The 23,854-nt window shown below is 74.6% G+C and carries 22 protein-coding genes; 7 read left to right on the top strand and 15 right to left on the bottom strand.

The genetic code is table 11. The features are described from left to right. Positions 1-3: 3 nt before the first annotated feature. The 8 genes from ACI78Q_RS09095 to ACI78Q_RS09060 form a co-directional block, all read right to left on the bottom strand. Positions 4-636 (bottom strand): pentapeptide repeat-containing protein, encoded by a 633-nt coding sequence (locus ACI78Q_RS09095; RefSeq protein WP_456923003.1) that lies wholly within the window; start codon positions 634-636, stop codon positions 4-6. Beyond that, positions 636-2,186: a bifunctional phosphoribosylaminoimidazolecarboxamide formyltransferase/IMP cyclohydrolase gene (gene purH, locus ACI78Q_RS09090; protein ID WP_456923002.1), complete on the bottom strand. Its 1,551-nt coding sequence runs from the start codon at positions 2,184-2,186 to the stop codon at positions 636-638. Before purH ends, ACI78Q_RS09095 begins: the two co-directional genes overlap by 1 nt. Next, positions 2,183-2,785, bottom strand: a complete 603-nt coding sequence (gene purN / locus ACI78Q_RS09085; protein WP_456923001.1) for a phosphoribosylglycinamide formyltransferase — start codon at positions 2,783-2,785, stop codon at positions 2,183-2,185. The genes purH and purN overlap by 4 nt, the downstream gene beginning before the upstream one ends. 56 nt (positions 2,786-2,841) lie before the next feature. Beyond that, positions 2,842-4,044, bottom strand: a complete 1,203-nt coding sequence (locus tag ACI78Q_RS09080; RefSeq protein WP_456923000.1) for a cell division protein PerM — start codon at positions 4,042-4,044, stop codon at positions 2,842-2,844. 125 nt (positions 4,045-4,169) lie between these two features. Further along, positions 4,170-5,420 (bottom strand): hypothetical protein, encoded by a 1,251-nt coding sequence (locus ACI78Q_RS09075; RefSeq protein ID WP_456922999.1) that lies wholly within the window; start codon positions 5,418-5,420, stop codon positions 4,170-4,172. Positions 5,421-5,656: 236 nt separating this feature from the next. After that, complete coding sequence (sucD, locus tag ACI78Q_RS09070; protein WP_456922998.1) at positions 5,657-6,535, bottom strand: succinate--CoA ligase subunit alpha; 879 nt, start codon at positions 6,533-6,535, stop codon at positions 5,657-5,659. Positions 6,536-6,564: 29 nt separating this feature from the next. After that, entirely contained in the window at positions 6,565-7,728 is a 1,164-nt protein-coding gene (sucC, locus tag ACI78Q_RS09065) for an ADP-forming succinate--CoA ligase subunit beta (RefSeq protein WP_456922997.1), read from the bottom strand. 193 nt (positions 7,729-7,921) lie between these two features. Further along, a complete protein-coding gene (locus ACI78Q_RS09060; RefSeq protein ID WP_456922995.1) occupies positions 7,922-9,019 on the bottom strand; it encodes a hypothetical protein in 1,098 nt (365 codons plus the stop codon). Positions 9,020-9,205: 186 nt separating this feature from the next. Here ACI78Q_RS09060 and ACI78Q_RS09055 point away from each other — a divergent pair, with 186 nt between their 5' ends. Both ACI78Q_RS09055 and ACI78Q_RS09050 read left to right on the top strand, forming a co-directional pair. Beyond that, complete coding sequence (locus tag ACI78Q_RS09055) at positions 9,206-10,105, top strand: esterase/lipase family protein (RefSeq protein ID WP_456923037.1); 900 nt, start codon at positions 9,206-9,208, stop codon at positions 10,103-10,105. A gap of 307 nt (positions 10,106-10,412) precedes the next feature. After that, a complete protein-coding gene (locus ACI78Q_RS09050; RefSeq protein ID WP_456922994.1) occupies positions 10,413-11,228 on the top strand; it encodes a M23 family metallopeptidase in 816 nt (271 codons plus the stop codon). Between the two features lie 170 nt (positions 11,229-11,398). Here ACI78Q_RS09050 and pcrA read toward each other — a convergent pair whose 3' ends face one another. After that, the gene (gene pcrA, locus ACI78Q_RS09045; protein ID WP_456922993.1) at positions 11,399-13,693 is read right to left on the bottom strand and encodes a DNA helicase PcrA; all 2,295 of its coding nucleotides are present in this window, start codon (positions 13,691-13,693) and stop codon (positions 11,399-11,401) included. 331 nt (positions 13,694-14,024) lie between these two features. On the opposite strand from pcrA, the gene ACI78Q_RS09040 reads away from it, so the two are divergent. Next, entirely contained in the window at positions 14,025-14,297 is a 273-nt protein-coding gene (locus ACI78Q_RS09040; RefSeq protein WP_456922992.1) for a chorismate mutase, read from the top strand. 40 nt (positions 14,298-14,337) lie between these two features. Here ACI78Q_RS09040 and ACI78Q_RS09035 read toward each other — a convergent pair whose 3' ends face one another. Beyond that, the gene (locus tag ACI78Q_RS09035) at positions 14,338-14,745 is read right to left on the bottom strand and encodes a YybH family protein (protein ID WP_456922991.1); all 408 of its coding nucleotides are present in this window, start codon (positions 14,743-14,745) and stop codon (positions 14,338-14,340) included. Between the two features lie 169 nt (positions 14,746-14,914). Here ACI78Q_RS09035 and ACI78Q_RS09030 point away from each other — a divergent pair, with 169 nt between their 5' ends. Then, the gene (locus ACI78Q_RS09030) at positions 14,915-15,649 is read left to right on the top strand and encodes a PIG-L deacetylase family protein (RefSeq protein WP_456922990.1); all 735 of its coding nucleotides are present in this window, start codon (positions 14,915-14,917) and stop codon (positions 15,647-15,649) included. Positions 15,650-15,760: 111 nt separating this feature from the next. Further along, positions 15,761-17,140: an acetamidase/formamidase family protein gene (locus ACI78Q_RS09025; protein ID WP_456922989.1), complete on the top strand. Its 1,380-nt coding sequence runs from the start codon at positions 15,761-15,763 to the stop codon at positions 17,138-17,140. A 29-nt stretch (positions 17,141-17,169) separates the two neighbouring features. Here the strand turns inward: ACI78Q_RS09025 and ACI78Q_RS09020 are convergent, their stop codons facing one another. Together ACI78Q_RS09020 and ACI78Q_RS09015 are read right to left on the bottom strand one after the other, a co-directional pair. Next, positions 17,170-17,841, bottom strand: coding sequence for a response regulator (locus tag ACI78Q_RS09020; protein ID WP_456922988.1), 672 nt, complete (start codon positions 17,839-17,841; stop codon positions 17,170-17,172). After that, entirely contained in the window at positions 17,838-19,013 is a 1,176-nt protein-coding gene (locus ACI78Q_RS09015; RefSeq protein WP_456922987.1) for an ATP-binding protein, read from the bottom strand. Before ACI78Q_RS09015 ends, ACI78Q_RS09020 begins: the two co-directional genes overlap by 4 nt. A gap of 183 nt (positions 19,014-19,196) precedes the next feature. Here ACI78Q_RS09015 and ACI78Q_RS09010 point away from each other — a divergent pair, with 183 nt between their 5' ends. Then, entirely contained in the window at positions 19,197-20,078 is an 882-nt protein-coding gene (locus ACI78Q_RS09010; protein WP_456922986.1) for a PspC domain-containing protein, read from the top strand. After that, entirely contained in the window at positions 20,071-20,370 is a 300-nt protein-coding gene (locus tag ACI78Q_RS09005) for a hypothetical protein (RefSeq protein ID WP_456922985.1), read from the top strand. The genes ACI78Q_RS09010 and ACI78Q_RS09005 overlap by 8 nt, the downstream gene beginning before the upstream one ends. A 68-nt stretch (positions 20,371-20,438) precedes the next feature. Here the strand turns inward: ACI78Q_RS09005 and ACI78Q_RS09000 are convergent, their stop codons facing one another. The 3 genes from ACI78Q_RS09000 to ACI78Q_RS08990 all read right to left on the bottom strand — a co-directional run bounded on the left by ACI78Q_RS09000 (position 20,439) and on the right by ACI78Q_RS08990 (position 23,848). After that, on the bottom strand, positions 20,439-21,023 hold the full coding sequence (locus tag ACI78Q_RS09000; protein WP_456922984.1) for a dienelactone hydrolase family protein: 585 nt from the start codon (positions 21,021-21,023) through the stop codon (positions 20,439-20,441). 111 nt (positions 21,024-21,134) lie between these two features. Continuing rightward, positions 21,135-22,697 (bottom strand): glutamine-hydrolyzing GMP synthase, encoded by a 1,563-nt coding sequence (guaA, locus tag ACI78Q_RS08995; protein WP_456922983.1) that lies wholly within the window; start codon positions 22,695-22,697, stop codon positions 21,135-21,137. Beyond that, positions 22,697-23,848, bottom strand: a complete 1,152-nt coding sequence (locus ACI78Q_RS08990) for a GuaB3 family IMP dehydrogenase-related protein (RefSeq protein WP_456922982.1) — start codon at positions 23,846-23,848, stop codon at positions 22,697-22,699. The genes guaA and ACI78Q_RS08990 overlap by 1 nt, the downstream gene beginning before the upstream one ends. Positions 23,849-23,854: the final 6 nt, after the last annotated feature.

The raw sequence follows: 23,854 nt of genomic DNA, 5'->3' as shown, positions 1-23,854 counted from the left end.
GCGTCAGTCGGCGACCAGTGCGCCGTGGGCGCGGGCGAACTGGACCGCCTGCACGAGGTCCACGCGGACCCCGGTCAGCTCGAACGCCAGCCAGTTCACCGCGTCGGTCGACGCCCCGCGCAGGTCGGCGCCGCGCAGCCTGACCCCCTGCAGCCGGGCGCGGTCGAGGTCGGCGCCGGTGAGGTCGCACTCGCGGAGGTCGGCGTCGGTCAGGTCGGCCTCGCGGAACCGGTGCCCGGACAGGTCCAGCCCCGAGAGGTCCGCGCCGCGCAGCGAGGTCCAGCTCCAGTCGCTGTCGGTCGACGTCATGGGCCGCAGCTGCGCGCCGGGGAACTGCGAGCCGGTCAGCTTGCAGCCGTCCCAGGTGACGTCGAACAGCCGCGCCCGGTCGAACCGGCAGGAGAGGAACGCCGAGCCCAGGTGCCGGGAGCCGCCCATCCGCACCCCGGTCAGCACGCAGGACTCGAACACGCACCGCCGGGTGACCAGCTCCTCCAGCCCGGCGTCGTCGAACCGGCACCGGGTGAAGGTGACCCCGTCGAGGTCGGCGCCCCACCAGTCCACCCGGGCGAAGTCCTGCCCCTCGATCTCGGCTCCCGCCTCGGGCGGGCGGACGTGCGGGCGGGTCGACGGCATCAGTGGGCGAAGTGCCGCGTCCCGGTGAGGTACAGCGGCACGCCCGCGGCGGCCGCGGCGGCGATGACCTCCTCGTCGCGCACCGACCCGCCGGGCTGCACCACCGCGCGCACCCCCGCGTCGAGCAGCACCTGCAGCCCGTCGGCGAAGGGGAAGAAGGCGTCGGAGGCGGCCACGGCGCCGGCGGCGCGGTCCCCCGCCCGGGCGACGGCGAGCCGGGCGGCGTCCACCCGGTTCACCTGACCCATGCCGACGCCGACGGTCGCCTTCTCGTGCGCCAGCAGGATCGCGTTGCTGCGGACGGCACGGACACTGCGCCAGGCGAAGACGAGGTCGTCCAGGCCGGCGGCATCCAGGGGCTGGCCGGTGGCCAGCGTCCAGGTGGTCGGGTCGTCGCCGGGGGCGTCCACGCGGTCGGCGACCTGCAGCAGCAGCCCGCCGCTGACCGGCCGCAGCTCGGTGGCCGGCCGGCCGGCCTCCGGGAGCCGCAGCAGCCGGATGTTCTTCTTGGCGGTGAGCACCTCGACCGCGTCGTCGGTGAACGACGGGGCCACGACGACCTCGGTGAAGACGGCGGCGACCTGCTCGGCCATGGCGAGGTCGACCTCCCGGTTGGCGGCGATCACGCCACCGAAGGCCGACACCGGGTCACAGGCGTGCGCCTTGCGGTGCGCGGCAGCGATGTCGGGGCCGACGGCGATCCCGCAGGGGTTGGCGTGCTTGATGATCGCCACGCACGGGTCGGTGTGGTCGTGCGCGGCCCGCCAGGCGGCGTCGGTGTCGACGTAGTTGTTGTACGACATCTGCTTGCCGTGCAGCTGCTCGGCGTGGGCCAGCCCCGGCTGACCGCCGCGGTACAGCGCCGCCTGCTGGTGCGGGTTCTCCCCGTAGCGCAGGACGTCGGCCCGCTCCCAGCTGGCCGCGACCCAGGCGGGGAACACGGTCTCCTCCTCGGGGGCGAGCACGCTGCCCATCCACGAGGCGACGGCGATGTCGTAGCCCGCCGTGTGCCGGAACGCCGCCACCGCCAGGCGCTGCCGCTCCTGCAGGGTGAACCCGCCGGCGGACACCGCCGCGAGGACGTCGCCGTAGCGGGCGGGGTCGACGACGACGGCGACCGACGGGTGGTTCTTGGCCGCGGCGCGCACCATCGCCGGGCCACCGATGTCGATCTGCTCCACGCACTCGTCGGGACTCGCACCCGAGGCGACCGTCTCGGTGAACGGGTAGAGGTTGACCACCACCAGGTCGAAGGGCGCGACGCCGAGTTCCTCGAGCTGCTGCACGTGCTCGGGCTTGCGGCGGTCGGCCAGGATGCCGGCGTGCACCGACGGGTGCAGGGTCTTGACCCGCCCGTCCAGGCACTCCGGGAACCCGGTGACCTGCTCGACCGGGGTGACCGGCACACCGGCGTCCGCGATGCGGCGGGCGGTGGCGCCGGTGCTGACCAGCTCGACGCCGGCCTCGGCGAGCCCGCGGGCGAGCTCCTCGATGCCGGTCTTGTCGTACACGCCCAGCAGCGCGCGGCGGATGGGGGTGCGGTCGCTCATCGGGGCTCCTCCTCGCCGGTGACGAGTCGCGCCACCGTGTCCACCAGGAGCTCGCGCTCCACGGTCTTGATCCGTTCGTGCAGCCGGGCCTCGTCGTCCCCCGGGAGGACGGGCACCTCCCGCTGGGCGAGCACCGGGCCGGTGTCCACCCCGGCGTCGACCAGGTGCACCGTGCTGCCGGTGACGTCGACGCCGGCGGCGAGCGCGTCGCGGACGGCGTGTGCGCCCGGGAAGGCGGGCAGCAGCGCGGGGTGGGTGTTGACGAGCCGCCCACCGAAGGCGTCCAGCACGGCGGGGCCGACGATCTTCATGAACCCCGCGGAGACCACCAGGTCCGGCCGGTGCCCGGCGATCGCGGCGGCCAGCGCGGCGTCCCAGGCGCCGCGGTCGGCGTGGTCGCGCAGGCGGCAGGTGAAGGTCGCGATGCCGCGGCGGCGGGCGTGCTCGAGACCGTCGGCGTCGCGGTCGCTGCCCACGGCGACCACCGTCGCCGGGTAGCCGGGGTCGTCGGCGGCCTCCAGCAGCGCCGCGCACAGCGACCCGGTACCGGAGATGAGGACCACGACCCGCGCCCGCGGGGACGGTACGTGGGCGGGCACCTCGCGATCCTATGAGGACCCGGCGCGGGTCCGGCGCGCGCCTCCGGGCGGACCGCTCAGGCCAGCGCCCGCCAGCGGCTGACGGCCGCCCCGACGGCTGCGGACATGCCGGCCTGGACGGCGAAGGCCAGTGCGGTGGCCACCGCGGGTGCCCCGACCTCGGCCAGTGCCGCGTCGCCGAGCGAGCCGCCGCCGATCCAGGCGAGCACACCGCACGCCACCCCGAGGAGGACGCCGGCGAGCACGCCCCACAGCCCGGCGACGACCGAGCCGCCCTCGTCGCCGCTGTCGCCGAACCGCCGGCCGAGGGCGATCCCCGCGACGAGGCCGGCCAGCGCCGGCACCGCCTGCGACAGGAACGCCACCAGCGGCACCGCCTGCGTGTCGGGGAGGGCGGCCAGCAGGGGCAGCGCGGGCACCGCCCCGAGGGTGACGCCGTGCACCGACACCAGGGTGCCGCTGCCCACCGCGAAGCCCGGGCCGGCGGCCAGCCCGATCGCGGCGGCCGCGGCGTTGGGCAGCAGGAGGACGCCCAGGGCGATCAGCCCGACCGCGCCGGCCGCCGAGCCGCCGAGGGAGCCGGAGAGCGTTGCGTAGCCCCGGGCGTCCGCGGCGAGCGCCACGGCGACCACGGCCAGCCCGAGGGCGAGCGCGGTGAGGAACCCGGCGAGCACCGCGCGCAGGAGGGATCGCACGGGCGGTGGCAGCCTGTCGAGCACGAGGTCCAGGACGCCGGACTCCCGCGCCGTCCCCCACCCCGCGGCGACGACCGCGAGGACCGCGGCACCGACGAGGCAGCGGAGCAAGTCCACCCGGGCGCCGGCGTCGTCCACCGCGAGGGCCAGGAGGAGCGCGACGACGGCGTGCGGGACGGCGAGACCGGCGACGACGGCGGCCGCGCCCCGCACCTCACCGACGTCGCAGGAGCGGACCACCCCCCGGCCGGCGCTGGACAGGCCCCACGCGATGGCGAGGGTGAGCAGCAGCGGGGCGAGCACCAGCGGCCCGGAGCCGAGCACGAGCCCGCCGCCCTGGGCGAGCAGCCACAGCCGGCCGGCCAGCCGCGCCGAGCCCGCGACCGGCAGACCGCCGGCGGGGTCGAGCGTCTGCACGACGACCACGGCGAGGCCGAGCCCGAGCAGGCCGAGCAGGGAGACCGCCACGGCGGCCACGGCGGCGAGCACGGCGGGGTGCCGCAGGAGGCCGGCGCCCGACTCCCGCTGCCCGGGCAGCGTCAGGCGTGCGAGCAGGGAGACCACGGCTCCACTCTCGCAAGGCCGGACCACGATCGCCGCGATCCGCGCCCAACCCGGCCCCACAAAGGCGGCGAGGGCCGGCGACCCGCAGGTCACCGGCCCTCGCCGGGGTGAGAGGTGCGTCTCGGTCAGCCGTGGCCCGGGTTCGGACCGGACTCGCTGCCGGAGGCGGTGGACCCGCCGGGCCCACCCGGGCCCGCACCGGACCCGGGCTGCGCGGACGGCGGGGGCGGCGGCGGGGGCACGCGGCGCTCCTGGGCCTGGCCGGCGGGCGGCTGGCCTGCACCCGGACCCTGCGGCGGCTGGCCGTAGGGCGGCTGCTGGCCGTACGGCTGCTGCTGGGCCGGGTACCCGTACGACGGCCGGCCGGGCGCGCCCTGCTGCCCGCCGAACTGCTGGCCCCCGAACTGCGGTGCCTGCTGGTCGGTCCACCGCGTGGCGTCGGCCGGCCCCCCGCCGGAGGCTGGGCGGTGGCGCAGCTCCGGCAGCAGCCGGAGGACGGCGAACACGAGGACCGCGGCCGCGGCGAGGAAGCCCAGCAGTGCCCAGACGGAGAACGAGAAGCCCTCGCTGAAGGAGTCCAGCCACCCCAGCAGCGCGAACAGGAAGCCCAGCGCCGCGAGGCCGACCGTGATGGCCGAGCGCGGGAAGCCGAGCCGGAGGTCGACGAACGCCGGCAGCAGCGCCCACACCGTGGCGAGCAGGAAGAGGAAGACCGCCGTCGTGACCTGGCCGGACTGCCAGCCGCTGAAGCTGATGTCGGACCCGAAGAAGGCGTCGTCGATCTGGTACCAGGGAAGGAACGCCAGCACGAGGAACAGCAGCGTGCCCCCGGCGATGACGTAGTCGGCCAGCCGGAGCCTCCCGAGGTCGAAGCCCACGGAGGCGCCGGGCCCGCCCGGCCGGCCGTAGGGATCCTGCCCGTACGGCGGCCGGCCGTAGCCGGGTTGCTGCGCGTAGGGGTTCGGCGCATGGCCCGGCTGCCCGCCGTAGGGCGGCTGCCCGTACGGCTGGACGTAGGACGGCTGGCCGTGGGGCTGCTGGCCGTAGCCGGCCTGCGGCGGGTAGGGCTGCTGGCCGTAGGGCGGCTGCCCGTACTGGGGCTGCTGCCCGTACTGGGGTTGCCCGTACTGGGGCTGCCCGTACTGGGGCTGCCCGTACTGGGGCTGCCCGTACTGGGGCTGCCCGAACTGCGGCTGCTGACCGTAGGGCGGCTGGCCGCCCGGCTGCTGTTGCCCGTACCCGGAGGGCGGGGGCTGCTGACCGGGGCGGGGGTCGTGCCCGGAGCCGGACTGCTCCCCGTGCCGCGGCTCCTGCCCCGGCTGGGAGCCGTACCCCGGCTGTCCCTGCTCGCCCGGGGGCGGAGGCTGACTGGTCATCGCGGGGCGCTCCTCAGTAGTGGCTCGATCACTTCCCGCATCGTCGGCGCGCGGGAGGCGCCGGTGCAACCGTGGCGCACCTCGCCTCACCCGTGGTGAACGCTACCGAGCCCCGGGGACGCCGCTGCCCGGCGACCTCGTACGAGATCGCCGGGCAGCAGGTGACGTGCTGGAACGGCCATCCTTCAGGGACCCACGCCGGGCCTGCGAGGCGTGGGAGGAAGGGTGGTCCTCCTTCAGGCGCCGACGATCTCCCGCATGAGGCGGGCGGTCTCCGACGGCGTCTTGCCCACGCGGACGCCGGCGGCCTCGAGGGCCTCCTGCTTGGCCTGCGCGGTGCCGGCCGAGCCCGAGACGATGGCGCCGGCGTGGCCCATGGTCTTGCCCTCGGGGGCGGTGAACCCGGCGACGTAGCCGACGACCGGCTTGGTGACGTTGGCCTTGATGAAGTCGGCGGCCCGCTCCTCGGCGTCCCCACCGATCTCACCGATCATCACGATGGCCTCGGTCTCCGGGTCCTCCTGGAAGGCCTGGAGGCAGTCGATGTGCGTGGTGCCGATGACCGGGTCGCCACCGATGCCGACGCAGGTGGAGAAGCCGATGTCCCGGAGCTCGTACATCATCTGGTAGGTCAGCGTGCCGGACTTGCTGACCAGCCCGATCTTGCCCTGCTTGGTGATGTTGGCCGGGATGATGCCGGCGTTCGAGCGGCCGGGGCTGATCAGGCCGGGGCAGTTCGGACCGATGATCCGGGTCGAGCCACCCTGCGCGTGGGCCCAGAAGTAGGTCGAGTCGTGCACCGGGATGCCCTCGGTGATGACGACGGCGAGCCCGATCTGGGCGTCGACGGCCTCGATCACGGCGTTCTTGGCGCCGGCCGGGGGCACGAAGATGACGCTGACGTCGGCGCCGGTCTCCTTCATCGCCTCGGCGACGGAGCCGAACACCGGGACGCCGGTGCCGTCGAAGTCGACGCTCTGGCCGGCCTTCTTCGGGTTCACGCCACCGACGATCGCCGTCCCCGAGGCCAGCATGCGCTGGGTGTGCTTGCGCCCCTCGGAGCCGGTCATGCCCTGGACGATGACCTTGCTGTTCTCGTTGAGGAAGATCGACATCTCTGTAGCTGTCCTGTCCGGTCGGTGGTTCAGGCGGCGGCGAGCTCGGCGGCCCGGCGCGCGGCGCCGTCCATCGTGTCCACCAGGGTCACCAGCGGGTGGTCGGCCTCGGCGAGGATCCGCCGGCCCTCCTCCACGTTGTTGCCGTCGAGCCGGACGACCAGCGGCTTGGTCGCCTCGTCGCCCAGCAGGCCGAGGGCGCTCACGATGCCGTTGGCGACGGCGTCGCAGGCGGTGATGCCGCCGAAGACGTTGACGAACACGCTCTTCACGGCGGGGTCGGACAGGATGATGTGCAGGCCGTTGGCCATGACCTCCGCGGACGCGCCACCGCCGATGTCGAGGAAGTTGGCGGGCTTGACGCCACCGAACTCCTCACCGGCGTAGGCGACGACGTCCAGGGTGCTCATCACGAGCCCGGCGCCGTTGCCGATGATGCCGACCTCGCCGTCGAGCTTGACGTAGTTGAGGTCCTTCTCCTTGGCCGCGGCCTCCAGCGGGTCGGCGGAGGCGGCGTCCTCGAGCGCGGCGTGCTCGGTGTGCCGGAAGCCGGCGTTGTCGTCGAGGGTCACCTTCGCGTCGAGGGCGAGCACGGTGCCGTCGGGCGCCTTCGCCAGCGGGTTGACCTCGACCAGGGTGGCGTCCTCCTTGGAGAACACGTCCCACAGCTGGACGGCGATCGCGATGACCTGGTCGCGGACCTCGGCGGGGAACCCGGCCGCGTCGACGATCTCGGTGGCCTTGGCGGTGTCGACGCCGACCGTGGCGTCCACGGGGATGCGGGCGAGGGCCTCGGGGCGCTCGACGGCGAGCTGCTCGATCTCCATGCCGCCCTCGACGCTGGCCATGGCCAGGAAGGTGCGGTTGGCGCGGTCGAGGAGGTAGGAGAAGTAGTACTCCTCGGCGATGTCGCTGGCCTGCGCCACCATCACGCGGTGGGTGATGTGGCCCTTGATGTCCAGGCCGAGGATGTCCTGGGCGCGCGCCTTGGCGGTCTCGGGGTCGTCGGCGAGCTTGACGCCGCCGGCCTTGCCGCGGCCCCCCACCTTGACCTGCGCCTTGACGACGACGGGAGCGGCGATCTCCCGCGCGATCGCCTCCGCCTGCTCGGGGGTCTCGGCGACACCGCCGGGCAGCACGGGCACGCCGTGAGAGGCCAACAGGTCACGGGCCTGGTACTCGAAGAGATCCACGAACAGGCACCGTAACCCCCGCGGAATGCCGCCGTCGCCTCCACGGCGGAGGGCGTGGTCGGTCTCACACACCCCTGGACGGAAGGCCGGGAACCCCCCGTGACCCCCGCCCGGACGACCGCGCTGGTCAGCTCCGTGGCAGCCGGCCGGCGGGCGGCGTCCGGCCGCCTCACCCGGCGGGGTGGCAGCCGGGTCAGGCGGCCCGCGGGGTGGTGCGGCGCAGCCGCCACGCCAGGACGGTGAGGACCCCGTACCCGAGGCCGGCGACCAGCAGCCCCGCGCCCGGCAGCGTCCACTCCAGCTCGTCGGAGACCGCCGCGTCGCGCAGGCCGGCGAGCCCGGCGGTCAGGACGACGGCGGCGATGGCCAGCAGCCCGCCGACGGCGGCCAGGCGCGGCCGCAGCGAGGGCGCCAGCACCGAGCCGAGGACGACGGCGCCGGCCAGCAGGAGCCCGCCGAGCAGCGCCAGCCCGGGCCGCTCGAGCAGCCCCTGCGGCCCGTCCTGCTCGACCACGGTCTGCAACCCCGTCGTGGGATCGGTGACCAGGCGGTCGGGGACGTCGGCCGCCGGCAGCACCAGGCAGAGCACCGTGCCGACCCCGAGCAGCACCGCGAGAGCGGCCAGTCCCGGACGGGCCGGGTCCAGCGAGCCGGCGTCCTCCATGACCGTGCGCCCCCACGCCGCGGCGGCCACCGTACCCGCGAGCACGGTGAGCCCGAGGGCGACGACGCCGAGGACCCAGCCGGCGCCGATCTCGACCGAGCTGGTCAGCACCCACCGGCCGGCGATCACCTCCATACCGGGACGCACGGTCGACGCCTGGCCGCGGTACAGCTCGATGAGCAGGAGGCCGACGGCGAGGGCGCCGGCCACGCCGGCGTAGGCCAGCCCGAACCGGGGCACCCGGCCCGCCGCGAGGCCGGCCCCCGTCGCGGCCGAGGTCAGCGGCACGACCAGTCCGAGCAGCACGCTGCCGAGCCCGCCGGCCTGGGAGACCTCCTGCCCGCCCACCACCAGGTAGGTCGGGAACAGCGCCACCACACCGGCCAGCCCGGCCAGCACCAGCAGGGCGCCGGCCAGCCGCGCCCCGGGCGGCGTGGCACCGACGACGAGCCCGTCGGCCGCGCCGGTGGCCGAGACGGGCCGGTCCGACGGACGGCGCGGTCCCGTGCGTCGCGCGGACGCGGCACGGCGGGCGGAGTCGCTCCCCCGGCCGGCGCTCCGGTCACGGGAGGGAGCACCCCGCCCGCCGGTGTCGCGGTCGCGGGTGGAGCCATCTCGGGCGGCCACCGTTCCCCCTTCGTCGAGTCGGTCACGAACCGGTGTCGATCTCCGTCGCCCCGGCACGTACGTGTGACGAATGCCACACATCAGCTTTACCGTCCGGTTAACCGGGCATGTCTGGAGTCGACTGCACCGCCGGCGAACGTCGGACCCGGGCTCCGCCGGCGGTCACGAACGGGGAGGGACGTGGAGATGCACCCACTCGGCGACCCGGAGTCCGAACCAGACTCGCACACCCGCGGCCCCGGCTCGCGGACGCCACTGAACCCGTTGCGCAGCCTCGTCACCCGCGCGGCCCTCACCGGGGGGATCACCGAGCTCGCGCTCGTCGGGGCCCACGTCCTCATGTACCCGCTGGGCACGCGCACCGAGCCGCTGCGGCTGGATCCGCGATGCCGGCCCGGTGAGCAGCCCCCCGGCGTCCGGGCACTGTTCGCCGCCGACCCGCTCGCCGCGCGCATCCCGGTCGTCCTCGTCCACGGCCTCGTGGACAACCACTCGATCTTCGCCGTGATGCGCCGCAGCCTGCGCCGCCGCGGCTTCGCCCACGTCTGCTCGTGGAACTACAGCCCCCTGCTCACCGACGTCGCCCGCGGTGCGCGGGCCCTCGGGAACCACCTCGACCACCTCTGCGAGCAGACCGGCCACGAGCGAGTACACGTCGTCGGGCACAGCCTCGGCGGGCTGATCGCCCGCTACCACGTGCAGCGCCAGGGCGGTGACCGGCGGGTCGAGTCGCTCGTGACCCTGGGGACGCCGCACCAGGGGTCGCTGCTCGCGCACCTGGTGCCCACCCCGCTGGTACGCCAGCTCCGCCCGGGGTCACCGGTGCTGCAGGAGCTGGCCGAGCCGGCGCCGGGCGTCCGCACGCCGGTCACCGCGATCTACAGCGACCTCGACCAGGTGGTGCTGCCGACCCAGGCCGGCCGGTGCGACCACCCGGACCTGATGGCCCGCAACGTGCTCGTCCGCGGGATCGGCCACATGTCCCTGCCGTTCCACCGCGGCGTGGTCGACGAGGTCGCGGCCACGCTCGCCGGGGTGCGACGTCCCGACACGATCCCCGCCTCCGCGCCGGCCGCCGTCGCCTGAGGCCGGCACCACCTCCCCCACCCGCACCGCCCGTCGCGCTGCCGCGCGCCGTCGTCCGGCCGGTCGGCACCCCGCCCGACGCGTGGGCACCGGCGGTCCCGTCCGTCACATCCGCCTCAGCGGTTGCAGACAAGGCGACACAGGGGTGTCGCTGACCCGTGGCGACCTGACGCATCGTTACGGTCCGATCACGGCGCCGGTACCCACCGGTGGGCGTCCACCCGGACTCCCGAGCCACCGTCGCTCCCCCGACGGACCGCCCTCGCGGCGACCGCTCGGGAGGGTCGCTCCCCCAAGGAGGTGCTCCGTGACTCCGCAGCCCGCACTGCTCGAGCGACCGGGGACCGACCACGAGCCGGCCGCTCCCGTCATCCCGGCACCGCGCGCCGCCGTCGTCCCGCAGCCGCCCGCCGCCCCCGCGACCGCGCCGTCTCAGCCCAGCGACGACACCCCGCCGGCCCGCCGCCGCAGCCTGCCCCGGCCGCCCGGCAAGCGCGGCCCCCTGTGGCTGGCCGCGCTGGTCGTGGGCGCCGTCGTCGCGGCCCTCCCCACCACGATGGGCGACTCGGCCACCGACGTCGCGGTCAGCGCGGCCGAGTACGGCCTCGGCACCGCCTCGGACATCGGGCTCAGCGGCGACATGGAGGACGCCGGCGTGCGCCGCGGCATCACCGAGGCCGAGGCCCAGGCCCGCCTGGGCGAGCTCGCCGCCTCCCGCGCCGCGCGCACCCCGCGCACCGTGCTGCCGACGCAGGGCCGGCTCACCACCTGCTTCTGCCAGCGCTGGGGCACCATGCACTACGGCATCGACCTGGCCGGGCCCCTCGGCACGCCGATCGTGGCCGCCACCGACGGCGTCGTCATCCGCGCCGGCCGCGCCTCCGGGTACGGCAACGCGGTCTACATCCAGGACGCCGACGGCAACGTCCACATCTACGGGCACATGCGCTACTACTCGGTGTCGGCCGGGGACCTCGTGCACGCCGGCGACCAGATCGCCAAGGTCGGCAACGAGGGCCAGTCCACCGGGCCGCACCTGCACTACGAGATCCACCGCGGCGGCATGAGCGGCCGCCCCATCGACCCGCAGGACTTCCTCGCCGAGCGCGGCGCCTCCCTCTGATCCGTCGTCCTCCCGGACGACGACCGCGGCCACGTGGCCCGATCGTCGGCGCCCGGTGCCCGCTCCAGCGCTCTACGGGTGTTCCTCGCGCTCTGCGGGCGCCACAGGACCCGCAGTGCGGGGAGAACGCCCGCAGAGCACCGCCCGGTGCGGTCCGGACGACCGCGGTGTCAGAGCTTGACGAGCGGGGCGTAGCGCAGGACGAGGCGCTTGGTGCCGCCCGAGCCGAAGTCCACGGTCGCCTGGGCCTTGTCGCCGGCGCCGGTGACCTCCACGACCGTGCCCAGCCCGAACGCGTCGTGGCTGACCCGGTCGCCCACCTCGACGGCGATGACCGGCCGGTTGCCCGCGCCGCCCCGCAGCCCGCCGGTGGACAGCCCGGTGGCGGCCACCCGCGTCTGCGCGGGGCGGTACCCGGTGCTCGGCGCGGGAGCCGGCTCCTTGCCCGCCCACTGCACGGTGTCCGACGGCATCTCGTCGAGGAACCGGGACGGCGGGTTGTAGGCCGGCTGCCCCCAGCTGGTGCGCACCGTGGCGCGGGAGATGAACAGCCGCTGCTGCGCGCGGGTGATGCCGACGTAGGCCAGCCGCCGCTCCTCCTCCAGCTCCCGCGGGTCGCCCAGCGCCCGCAGGTGCGGGAAGACGCCGTCCTCCATGCCGGTGAGGAAGACGACGGGGAACTCCAAGCCCTTGGCGGTGTGCAGGGTCATCATCGTGACGACGCCCGCCTCGTCCCCGGCGACGGGGATCTGGTCGGCGTCGGCCACCAGCGACACCTGCTCGAGGAAGTCGGTGACCGAGCCGCCCGGGTTGGCCGCCTCGAACTCGGCGGCCACGGAGATGAGCTCGTTGAGGTTGTCGACGCGGCCCTCGTCCTGGGGGTCGGTGCTGGCCTGCAGCTCGGCGAGGTAGCCGGTGCGGTCGAGGATGCTCTCCAGCAGCGCGGCGGGGCCGGAGCCGGTCTCGACGAGGTTCTCGAACTCCTCCAGCAGGGCGACGAACTCCTGGATCGCCTTGAGCGACCGCGGCGCGAGGGTGTGGACCTCCGAGCAGCGGCGCAGCGCGCTGGCGAAGGCGATGCGCTCGCGGTCGGCGAAGGTCTCGATGCAGGACTCGGCCTTCTCGCCGATGCCCCGCTTGGGCACGTTGATGACCCGCCGCAGGCTCACCACGTCGGCCGGGTTGGCGACGACCTTGAGGTAGGCCAGCGCGTCGCGGACCTCCTTGCGCTCGTAGAAGCGCACCCCGCCGACGACCTTGTAGGGCATGCCGACGCGGATGAACACCTCCTCGAAGACACGGGAGGCGTTGTTGGTCCGGTAGAAGACCGCGATGTCCTTGGGCTTGGCCTTGCCCTCGTCGACCAGCGCGTCGATCTGCTCGGCGACCCAGGCGGCCTCGTCGTGCTCGTTCTCGGCGACGTAGCCCTCGATCAGCTCGCCGTCGCCGGCGTCGGTCCAGAGGTTCTTCGGACGCCGGCCGGTGTTCTTCGCGATGACCTGGTTGGCCGCCTTGAGGATGCGCTGCGTGGAGCGGTAGTTCTGCTCCAGAAGGATCGTCGTGGCCTGGGGGTAGTCGCGCTCGAACTCGTCGATGTTGCGGATCGTGGCGCCACGGAAGGCGTAGATCGACTGGTCGGCGTCACCGACCACGCACAGCTCGGCCGGCGGGACGGCGCCGCCCTCCGGCCCCACCAGCTCGCGGACCAGCACGTACTGGGCGTGGTTGGTGTCCTGGTACTCGTCGACCAGCACGTGGCGGAACCGGCGGCGGTAGTGCTCGGCGACGTCCGGGAAGGCCTGCAGCAGGTGGACCGTCGTCATGATCAGGTCGTCGAAGTCCATGGCGTGCGCCTCGCGCAGCCGCCGCTGGTAGAGCCGGTAGGCCTCGGCGAGCACCTTCTCCGGCGCCGTCCCCGGGACGTAGCTCTCCTCGTCGATCAGCTCGTTCTTCAGGTTCGACACCTGGGCGGCGAGGCTGCGGCCCGGGTAGCGCTTGGCGTCGAGGTCGAGGTCGCGGGCGACCATCGTCATCAGCCGGACCGAGTCGCCCTGGTCGTAGATCGTGAACGACGACTTCATACCGAGCTTGCCGGCCTCGGCGCGCAGGATGCGCACGCACATCGAGTGGAACGTCGACACCCACATGGCCCGGGCCCGCGGGCCGACGAGCGCGGCCACGCGCTCCTTCATCTCGCCGGCGGCCTTGTTGGTGAAGGTGATCGCGAGGACCTCGCCCGGCTGCGCCCCGCGGGCGCCGAGCAGGTAGGCCACCCGGTGGGTGAGCACGCGAGTCTTGCCCGACCCGGCGCCGGCGACGATGAGCAGCGGACCGCCCTCGTGGACGACGGCCTGCCGCTGCGGGCCGTTGAGCCCGGCGAGCATGCGGTCCAGTTCCCGGCCCACCGAGCCGGAGGCGGAGCGCTGGAGGGCGGCGGTACCGGGGAGGGCCTGCTGGACGCTCATCCCGGGGACCCCGCGGAAACGAGGAGCGCCAGCGGAGCGTTTTCGTGGGGTGGGTTCATGACGACACCACTGTAGTTCGGTCGGGTGACGGTCCCCGGCCGCCGGGAACGGACGGCGCACCGGCCGGGGACCCGCTGGCGATCACCGACGCCGTCGTGGCACACTCCTCGACGTGCTCACCGCGCTCAGCTTTTACTACGGCCACCGGGATCCGGTGTCCGTCACCGCTGGCTGAGCACACGCCGCAACAGACGCCCCGGGCCCGAGGAGCCCGGGGCGTTTCTCGTTCCCGGGGTCCGACGGCCTCCCGCCCGCCCCGGAGGAACACCCCATGACCGCCACGCTCCCCACCGCCGCCGACGCCGACGCGCGCATCGCCGACCTGCGCGAGGAGATCGACTCCTGCGACGCGGAGATCATCGCGCTGGTGCAGCGCCGGCTGGCCGTGTCTCAGCAGATCGGTGAGCTGCGCCGGGCCGCGGGCGGCACCCGCCTGTCGCTGTCGCGCGAGCAGCAGGTGCTCGCCCGGTTCCAGGAGGCGCTCGGCCGCGACGGCGCGACCCTCGGCATGATGCTTCTGCGCCAGGGCCGCGGCCGCCTCTGAGCTCCACGCGCCACCCGCGGCCGCCTCTGGGCTCCAGGCGTCACCCGCGGCGCGGGTCCATGGGCGGGAAGTCCGCGTGGCGGTGGGTCAGCCACCACTCGCCGTCCACCCGCCGGTAGAAGTGGGTGACCCGCAGCGTCATCGGCCGCCGCTCCCCGCCGTCGACCCGGACCAGGCCGTGCTCGGAACCGACCGTGCAGGCGAGGTCGCCGTCCACGTGGACGACGTCGTTGGTGGGTGTGAGCGCCCCGTCGCTGAACCGGCTGCCCACCCACTCGAACGTGCTCGTCACGTCGGCGTGGCCCTTCTCGATCGGCCCCCAGGCGCCGAACAGGGTGACGTCGTCCGACCGCAGCCACAGCGCCGCGTACGGGGCCGGGTCGCCGGCACCGATCGCCGCCAGCGCGTCCGCCGTCCGCTGCAGGGCCTTCTCGAAGTCCGGGTCCATGTCCGCTCCTCCCCTGGCCGACCCGCCGGCGCGGGCCGCCGCGAACCGTCCCCCGCGGCCCGTCAGGGTGCTCCGGACCGGATCCGGACGGAACCCCCGCGGCGGTGTGTCCCACCCGCTGCCGGACGCGTTTTCCCGAGCTGACGGGGCGCCACCTAGGCTCCGGCGGGTGACCTCCGCGCAGCCCTTCCGTCCCGCCGAGCACGTCGACCGCGTCCTGTGTGTGCTCGCCCACCCCGACGACGTCGACTTCGGCAGCTCCGGGACCGTCGCGACCTGGACGGCGGCCGGCACCGAGGTCACCTACCTCATCGTCACCGACGGCGACGCCGGCGGCTTCGACGAGACGCCGCGGGAGCAGATGGGTCCGCTGCGGCGGGCCGAGCAGGAGGCTGCCGCGGCGGTGTGCGGGGTCAAGGACGTCCGCTTCCTCGGCTACCCCGACGGGCGGCTGGAGCTCACCCTCGACCTGCGCCGCGACATCAGCCGGGTCATCCGGGAGGTCCGGCCGCAGCGGGTGCTCACCAGCTCCCCCGAACGGTTCTGGGAGCGGGTCGGGGCCAGCCACCCGGACCACATGACCGTCGGCGAGTCGACGATGCGGGCGGTCTACCCCGACGCCCGCAACCCCTTCGCCTTCCCGGAGCTGCTCGCCGAGGAGGGGCTCGAGGCCTGGACGGTCGACGAGGTGTGGCTGACCGCCAGCCCGCGCGCCGACCACGCCGTCGACGTCACCGACGTGGTGGAGCTCAAGTTCGCCGCCCTGAAGAGCCACGTCACCCAGGTCAGCCACCGCGACGACCTCGAGGAGTTCGTCGGCGGCTGGATGCGGCAGACCGCGGCCCGATTCGGCCTCCCCGCGGGCCGGCTCGCCGAGGCCTTCCACGTCGTCCACACGGCCTGACGCTGAGCAACCGCCGCGCGTCCGGAAACCCCGACGGAACACGAGTTCCACAGGCGTAACCAGCGGTTCGTTCGACTCGTCCGGCCAGCACCCCACGGACGGGAGAACCACATGACGCAGACCACGCCGCAAACCGGCCGGCCCGACCCCGCCACCGCCGCGGAGGTCGTCGAGCGCGGCATCGGCCGGCGCACGTTCGTCCAGGCCGCGCTGGCCGCCGGCGCCGCGCTGGGGACGGGTCTGGTCACGGCGTCGCCCGCGGCCGCGACGCCGCGCACCCGCCTGCCCGGCGAGGTCCTGCAGCCCGGTCAGGGACCCGTCGACGGCGAGGTGTACGTCTCCTCCCTGCCGGACGAGGTGCTCTGGGGCTACCTGCCCCGCGTCGGTGACGCGCCCGTGGCCCGCGTCCGCTCGGGCAGCACGGTCACCGTCGACACGGTGAGCCACGAGGGCATCCTCGAGGACCAGGGCCGCGACCCCGTGGCCTGGTTCGGCGGCAACGGCGTCCCCCGCGAGCAGGTGCTGGACGACGCGGTCGCCATCGCGTCCGGGTACGCCAAGCACGTGCGCGACTTCGACGCCGACGGGCCGCACGTCGTCACCGGTCCGGTCTTCGTGGACGGCGCACAGCCCGGCGACGTGCTGAAGATCGAGCCGCTCACCGCGCTGCCCCGGGTGCCCTACGGCGTGGTCTCCAGCCGGCACGGCAAGGGCGCGCTGGCCCGCCAGCTGGTGGGCCCGGAGGGCGGGATCACCGAGGCCGAGGTCATGCCGCCGGTCGAGACCGACGGGCGCGCCACCGGTGACCCGGCGCGGTACGGCAACGTCTCGGTGTTCACGCCGCTGGAGCGGGCCCGGAGTGGGGAGACCCGCGCGTGGATGCCGGTCGGCGCGGCCGGTCGCCGGGTCTCCTGGCCGGTCGACTGCTTCGCCGGGCTCATGGCCGTGGCCACCGTGCCCGACGCGCCGGCTCTGAACGACCCGCTGGTGAACTCCATCCCGCCGACCGTCGGCGGCGGCAACATCGACATCCGCCGCCTGAACGTCGGCTCGGCGTTCTACGTGCCGGTGGTCGCCGAGGGAGCCCTGTTCTCGGTGGGCGACCCGCACATGTCGATGGGGCACGGCGAGGTGGCGCTGACCGCCCTGGAGGGGTCCCTGCGGCTCACGTTCCGGCTGACGGTCTGCAAGCCGGGCGACGGGACCGCCCCGTCGGTGGCCTTCCGGTACCCGTTCGGCGAGTCACCGGACGCCTGGCTGCCGATCGGGCTGTCCGACCCCGACGGGTACCGCGACGGGCAGTTCGTCGACCTCGACGTCGCCGCGCGGCGCGCCGTGGTCAACGCCCTCGACTTCCTGGAGACCGACCTCGGCATGGATCGGACGGTCGCCTACGCCTACCTCTCGGCGGCGGCCGACTTCGAGGTTTCGCAGGTGGTCGACCGGACCGTCGGCGTCCACGGCGTCATCTACAAGAGCCACTTCGCATGAGCCACGGCTGTTGCGCCTGCAGCGCCACGTCACAACAAGCGGTTGGTCGCCGCCCAGCGGGTGAGCTCGTTGCGGTTGGACAACTGCAGCTTGCGCAGCACGTTGGACGCGTGGGACTCCACGGTCTTCACCGAGATGAACAGCCGTGAGCCGATCTCGCGGTAGGTGTAGCCGCGGGCCAGCAGCTGCATCACCTCCCGCTCGCGGGCGCTGAGCAGGTCCAGCCCGGGGTCGGTGGCCGGGTCCTCCGACGGCGCGGGAGCGGACGCCGAGGTCGCGGCGAAGGCGTCGAGCACGAAGCCGGCCAGCCGCGGGCTGAACACCACGTCCCCGTCGGCGACCCGGTGCACGGCGTCGCGCAGGTCGGGCCCGGAGATGGTCTTGGTGACGTAACCCCGGGCGCCGGCCCGGATGACGGCGATGACGTCCTCGGCGGCATCGGAGACCGACAGCGCCAGCCAGCGCACCGCCGGCAGCTCCGCCCGCAGCGTCTCGAGCACCGCGTGGCCGCCGCCGCCGGGCAGGTGGACGTCGAGCAGCACGACGTCGGGCGTCGTGGCCCGGATGCCCTCGACCGCGCCCGCGACGTCGGCGGCCTCCCCGACGACCGTCACGGCGTCGCCCAGCTCGGTGCGCACGCCCGACCGCACCATCGCGTGGTCGTCGACCAGGAAGACGCGCGGCCCCCGCACCTCGCTCACGCGGCCTCCCTCGGCAGGTACATCTCGACCTCGGTCCCCTCCCCCGGCGCGGAGCGCACCGTCGCCGTCCCGCCCACGCGGGCCAGGCGCCCGGTGACGGAGTCCCGCAGCCCGCGCCGGTCGGCGGGCACCTCACCCGGGTCGAACCCGGCGCCCCGGTCGCGGACGAACACCTCGACGCGCTGCGGCGTCACCTCGGTGTAGAGGTCCGCCGACGTCGCACCGGAGTGCTTGGCCGCGTTGACCAGGGCCTCCTTGGTGGCCGCGCCGAGGGCGGCGAGCGCGTCGTCGACCGGCGCGTCCCCGACGACGACCGACTCGACGGTCAGCGCGTGGTCGGCCTCCACCTCGGCGACCATGCCCTCGACCAGCGCCGCCCAGGTGCCCCCGGCGGCCTTCTCCGGCTCGTAGAGCCAGGTGCGCAGCTCGCGCTCCTGGCTGCGGGCCAGCCGGGCCACGGCCTTCGGGTCCTCGGCGTGGCGCTGGATCAGCGCGAGGGTCTGCAGCACCGAGTCGTGCAGGTGGGCGGCGACCGCGGCCCGCTCCTCCGAGCGCACCCGCGCGGTGCGCTCCGCCTCGCGGGAGGCGAGCAGCCGGCGCCACAGCGGGGCGGTGGCCAGCGCGACGCCCACGAGGATCACCAGGGTGGCGGCGAAGCCGTTGCGGGCGTTGGCCAGCTGCCCGGTCGTGGCCAGCAGCAGCACCAGCCCGGCGGCGCCCAGGGCGATGCCACCGGCGAGCACCCACGGGACGCCGGGCCGGGACAGGGTGCGGTCGGTGTCCAGCTGCCGCCAGATGACCGCCAGCCCGGCACCCACCAGGACCAGGGGGACGACGAGGTCGTTGTTGCCCCAGGTGGCCAGGTTGGTGACCAGCACCAGCCCGCCGAACCCGAGCAGGGTGAGGCCGAGGGTCTGCCGGCGACTGGGCTCGGTGGCCGGGTCGCGCTCCTCGGGGACGACGTCGACGTCCGCGACGGGCATGAAGAACCACAGCAGCGCGTAGGCGATGACACCGACGCCCGTGACCGCGAGGACCACGAAGCCGATGCGGACGGCGAGCGGGTCCAGCCGCAGGTGCACCGCCGTGCCCGCGGCGACACCGGCCAGCAGCCGGCCCGACCGCGGGCGTGCCAGCGGCGGGCGCTGCGGCACGAGGGCAGTCGTCGTCACGCTGTCGATCGTCGCACCGCAGGTCGTCGCGTCACACCGGTGATCACCCTGGAGTACCGGACCAGGGTCGATTGGGGGCCTTCCCTGATGTCCCCGGGCGGCGCCGCGGCGCAGGCTCGTCGCATGACATCGGCACCACCTCCTCCCCCGGCACCCCCCGCTCCCCCACCGTCCGACCCGCCGATGGCGGAGTACCCGCCGCCCCCGTCGGGTCCGCCGGTCCGCCCGCCGCTGCGGCGCAGCCGCACCGACAAGGTCATCGGTGGCGTCTCCGGCGGCCTGGCCGAGTACTCCGGCATCGACGCGCTGCTGTGGCGGGTCGGCTTCGTCGCCCTGGCCATCGCCGGCCCCGGCATCCCCGTCTACCTCGTGCTGTGGCTGTTCATGCCGGCCGGGCCGGGCGGCCCCGCGGGGTACGGCCGCCGCTGGGAGCGGGCCGACCGCGGTCCGCGCTCGCCGGTCCCGGGCATCACGCTGGCGGGCCTGCTCATCGTCGTCGGCACGCTCGTGCTGGTCAGCCGGTTCACCGACTGGTCGATCGACCCGCGGTTCATCCTCGGGCCGGCGCTCCTGGTGGTCGGCCTGGGGCTGGTCGCGGCGGCGTTCACCGGCGGACGGCGGGCCAAGGGCGGCCTGATCGCGCTGGGCGCCCTGCTCTCGGTGGCGCTCATGGTCGTGTCCGCCGAGCCGTGGCGGGACCTCGACGACGGCGTCGGCGACCGCACCTACCGGCCGCTGACCGCCGCCGACGTCCGTCCCGAGTACCACCTCGGCGTCGGTGACGCGGTGCTCGACCTCACCGACGTCGACCTCTCGGACCTCGACGGCCCGATCACCACCCGCGTGGACGCCGGGGTCGGCGACGTGGACGTGCTCATCCCCCGCTCCGCCGACGTCCGGGTGCAGGTGTCCAGCGGCATCGGTGACGTCGACGTCTTCGGCGACGGCGTGGTCGACGGCTACCACGCCGGCACCGGGTCCAGCCCCTGGACCGGCGACGGGGACCCCGAGATCGTGCTGACCATCAACGCCGGCATCGGCGACGTGGAGGTGGACCGTGCCTGACTACAGCGAGTTCCCGACGACGCCCACCGCCTGGCAGGAGCACGCGTTCGGTGACATCACGCCGCTGCCGGTCGAGGACCCACCGCCCCCGCCGGCACCGCGCCGGGGCATCGACCTCACCGCGCTGGTCCCCGGCCTGGTGTTCGTCGTCCTGGCCGTCTCGCTCATGGCCGGCGCGGTGTTCCCCTTCGACCTGTTCGACGACGGGGGCCTGCTGTGGCTGGTGCTGATCGGCGCCGGCGTGGCCCTGCTGGTCAGCGAGGTGCGCAAGGTCCGCCGCCGGCGGCGCTGACGCACCGGGAGGGGTGGATCGGGCGGAGGGCCCGGGGAGCGGTGGCTCCCCGGGCCCTCCGCCGTTCGTCAGCCGGCGACGCGGGCGCAGAAGGCCAGCGCCCGCTCCCACAGCACCTCGGTGGCCGCCGCGTCGTACTCCGCGGGCAGGCTCGGGTCGGTGAACAGGTGCCCGCCGACCGGGTGCTCGACGAACTCGACGAGGCTGCCGCTGCGGCGCACGTCGGCCAGGAAGCCGTCGACCCACTCCTGGGCGCGGAACGGGTCCCGCTCCCCGTAGTGCACCTGCACCGGCACGCCCGCCGGCCACGCCGCCACCCCGAGCACCGCCAGCGGCAGCGCGCCGGAGAACAACAGGACGCCGGAGCAGCGCCGCTGCGTGGCCACGTACTCGGCCATGCCCGCGCCGTTGGAGAACCCCGCCGCGACGAAGCCGTCGGGCAGCTCCCGGACGGCGTCGACAGCGGCCTGCATCAGCGCCGGGAAGCCGACCTCCTCGACGTGCGCGCCGGCGTCGGCGTAGTCGTCGAAGACCCGCCCGTCGTACTGGTCGACGACGAGCACCTCGTGCCCGGCGGCCCGGAACCGGTCGGCGGCGTCGGTGATGCCGGGGCGGACGCCGAGGACGGAGTGGAACAGCGCGATCGAGGCCATGCCGTCAGCGTGGCCCAGGGTGCTGACAGGGCAGGTGACGTGCTGGAACGGCCCCGTCGCAGGGACCCGCGGCCGAGCGCGAGCGAGGGCGTGGGGGGCGACGGGGTCCTTCTACTCCCACTCGATGGTGCCCGGCGGCTTGCTGGTCACGTCCAGGACGACGCGGTTGACCTCGGGCACCTCGTTGGTGATCCGGGTCGAGATCCGCGCCAGGACGTCGTAGGGCAGGCGGGTCCAGTCGGCGGTCATCGCGTCCTCGCTGGACACCGGCCGCAGCACGACCGGGTGGCCGTACGTGCGCCCGTCCCCCTGGACGCCGACCGAGCGGACGTCGGCCAGCAGCACCACCGGGCACTGCCAGATCTCCCGGTCCAGGTTCGCCGCGGTGAGCTCCGCGCGGGCGATCGCGTCGGCCTTCCGCAGCACGTCCAGCCGCTCCTGGGTGACCTCGCCGACGATGCGGATGCCCAGCCCCGGCCCGGGGAACGGCTGGCGCCACACCAGCGACTCCGGCAGGCCCAGCTGCAGCCCGACCTCGCGCACCTCGTCCTTGAACAGGGTGCGCAGCGGCTCGACGAGGGTGAACGTGAGGTCCTCGGGCAGGCCGCCGACGTTGTGGTGGCTCTTGATGTTCGCCGTCCCGGTGCCGCCGCCGGACTCGACGACGTCGGGGTAGAGCGTGCCCTGCACGAGGAAGTCGACGGTCTCGCCGTGCGCCTTCGCGTCGGAGACGACGTCGAGCGCGGCCTGCTCGAAGACGCGGATGAACTCCCGGCCGATGATCTTCCGCTTCTGCTCGGGGTCGCTCACCCCGGCCAGCGCGTCGAGGAACTGGGCGCGGGCGTCGACCACCCGCAGGTCGGCGCCGGTGACGGCGACGAAGTCCCGCTCGATCTGCTCGGTCTCGCCTTCCCGCATCAGCCCGTGGTCGACGTACACGCAGGTCAGCCGGTCGCCGATGGCGCGCTGGACGAGCGCGGCGGCGACCGCGGAGTCGACCCCGCCCGACAGCGCGCACAGCGCCCGCCGGTCGCCGACCTCCGCGCGGATCCGCTCGACCTGCTCCTCGACGACGTTGGCCATCGTCCAGGTCGGCTCCAGACCGGCGATGTCGAACAGGAAGTGCTCGAGCACCGTCTGCCCGTGCGCGGTGTGCCGCACCTCGGGGTGGAACTGCACGCCGGCGAGCTTGCGGTCGACGTCCTCGAACGCGGCGACGGGAGCGCCGGTCGAGGTCGCGGTGACGGTGAACCCGGGCGGCGCGGCGCTGACCGCGTCCCCGTGGCTCATCCACACCGACTGCTCGACCGGCAGCGACCCGAACAGCCGCGCCTGCGTGGTCACCGTCAGCGGGGTGCCGCCGTACTCGCGGTCGCCGGTGTGCGCGACGGTGCCGCCGAGGCTCTGCGCCATCGCCTGGAAGCCGTAGCAGATGCCGAACGCCGGGACGCCGGCCTCGAACAGCGTCGGGTCCACCTGCGGAGCGCCCTCGGCGTACACGCTCGACGGCCCGCCGGAGAGCACGATCGCGGCCGGCTTGCGGGCGACGATCTCCTCCGCCGGGACGTCGGAGGGCACGATCTCGGAGTAGACGCCGGCCTCGCGGATCCGCCGGGCGATCAGCTGCGCGTACTGGGCGCCGAAGTCGACGACCAGGACGGTCGGGAAGTCCATCAGTGGTCCTGCGTGGCGGGCTGGTAGCCGCCGATGACCAGGTCGACCCGCTGGAACTCCTTGAGGTCGCGGTAGCCGGTCTTGGCCATGGTCCGGCGCAGCGCCCCGAACAGGTTGGTCCGGCCGTCGGCGGTCTGCGCGGCGCCGAGCAGCACGTCCTGCAGCGACCCGGCCGGCGGGATCGGCGTCGACACACCGCCGCGCGGCAGCCGCGGGTGCGCCGCCACCGAGTCCCACCAGATGCCGCCGCCGGGCGCCTCGGCCGCCGCGCGCAGCGGTTCGCCGACCTGGACGGCGTCGGCACCGCAGGCCAGGGCGCGGGCGATGGCGCCGCTGGTCTCGATGCGCCCGTTGGCGATGACGTGCACGTACCGGCCGCCGGTCTCGTCGAGGTAGTCGCGGCGGGCCGCGGCGGCGTCGACGATCGCGCTGGCCAGCGGCACCCGGACGCCCATGACGGCGTCCCCGGTGGAGAAGCTGTCGGCGCCCACGCCGACGATGACCCCGGCCGCTCCGGTGCGCATGAGGTGCAGCGCGGTCTGGTAGTTCGCCGCGCCGCCCACGATCACCGGGACGTCCAGGTCGGCGATGAACTCCTTGAGGTTCAGCGCACCGCCCTGCGTGGTGACGTGCTCGGCGGACACGATCGTGCCCTGGATGACCAGCAGGTCCACGCCGGCCGCCAGCACCGCGGGCGCCAGCTGCTGGGTGTGCTGCGGGGAGACCCGGACGGCGGTGGTCACCCCGGCGTCGCGCATCTCCTTGATCCGCGCGGTGATCAGGTCGGGCTTCACCGGCTCGCAGTAGACGTCCTGCAGCACCGACACCGGCGGGGCGCCCTCGGCCGCGGCCTCGCGGATCCGGCGGTAGACCGGTGCGGGGTCGTCGTACCGGGTCCACAGGCCCTCGGCGTTGAGCACGCCGAGCCCACCGGCCTGTCCGACGGCGATCGCCGTCGCGGGGCTCACCACGGCGTCCGAGGGGCTGGTCACCAGCGGGATGTCGAACCGGAAGGCGTCGATCTGCCAGGCGGTGGAGACGTCGTCGACGTCCCGGGTGCGCCGCGAGGGCACGATCGAGACCTCGTCGAGGTCGTACCCGCGGCGGGCGAAGCGGTTCAGCCCGATCTCGACGGTGTCACGCGTGGGCATCTCCGG

The organism is Geodermatophilus sp. SYSU D00705 (assembly GCF_054050135.1).
This window is presented reverse-complemented; position numbering and strand designations above follow the sequence as displayed.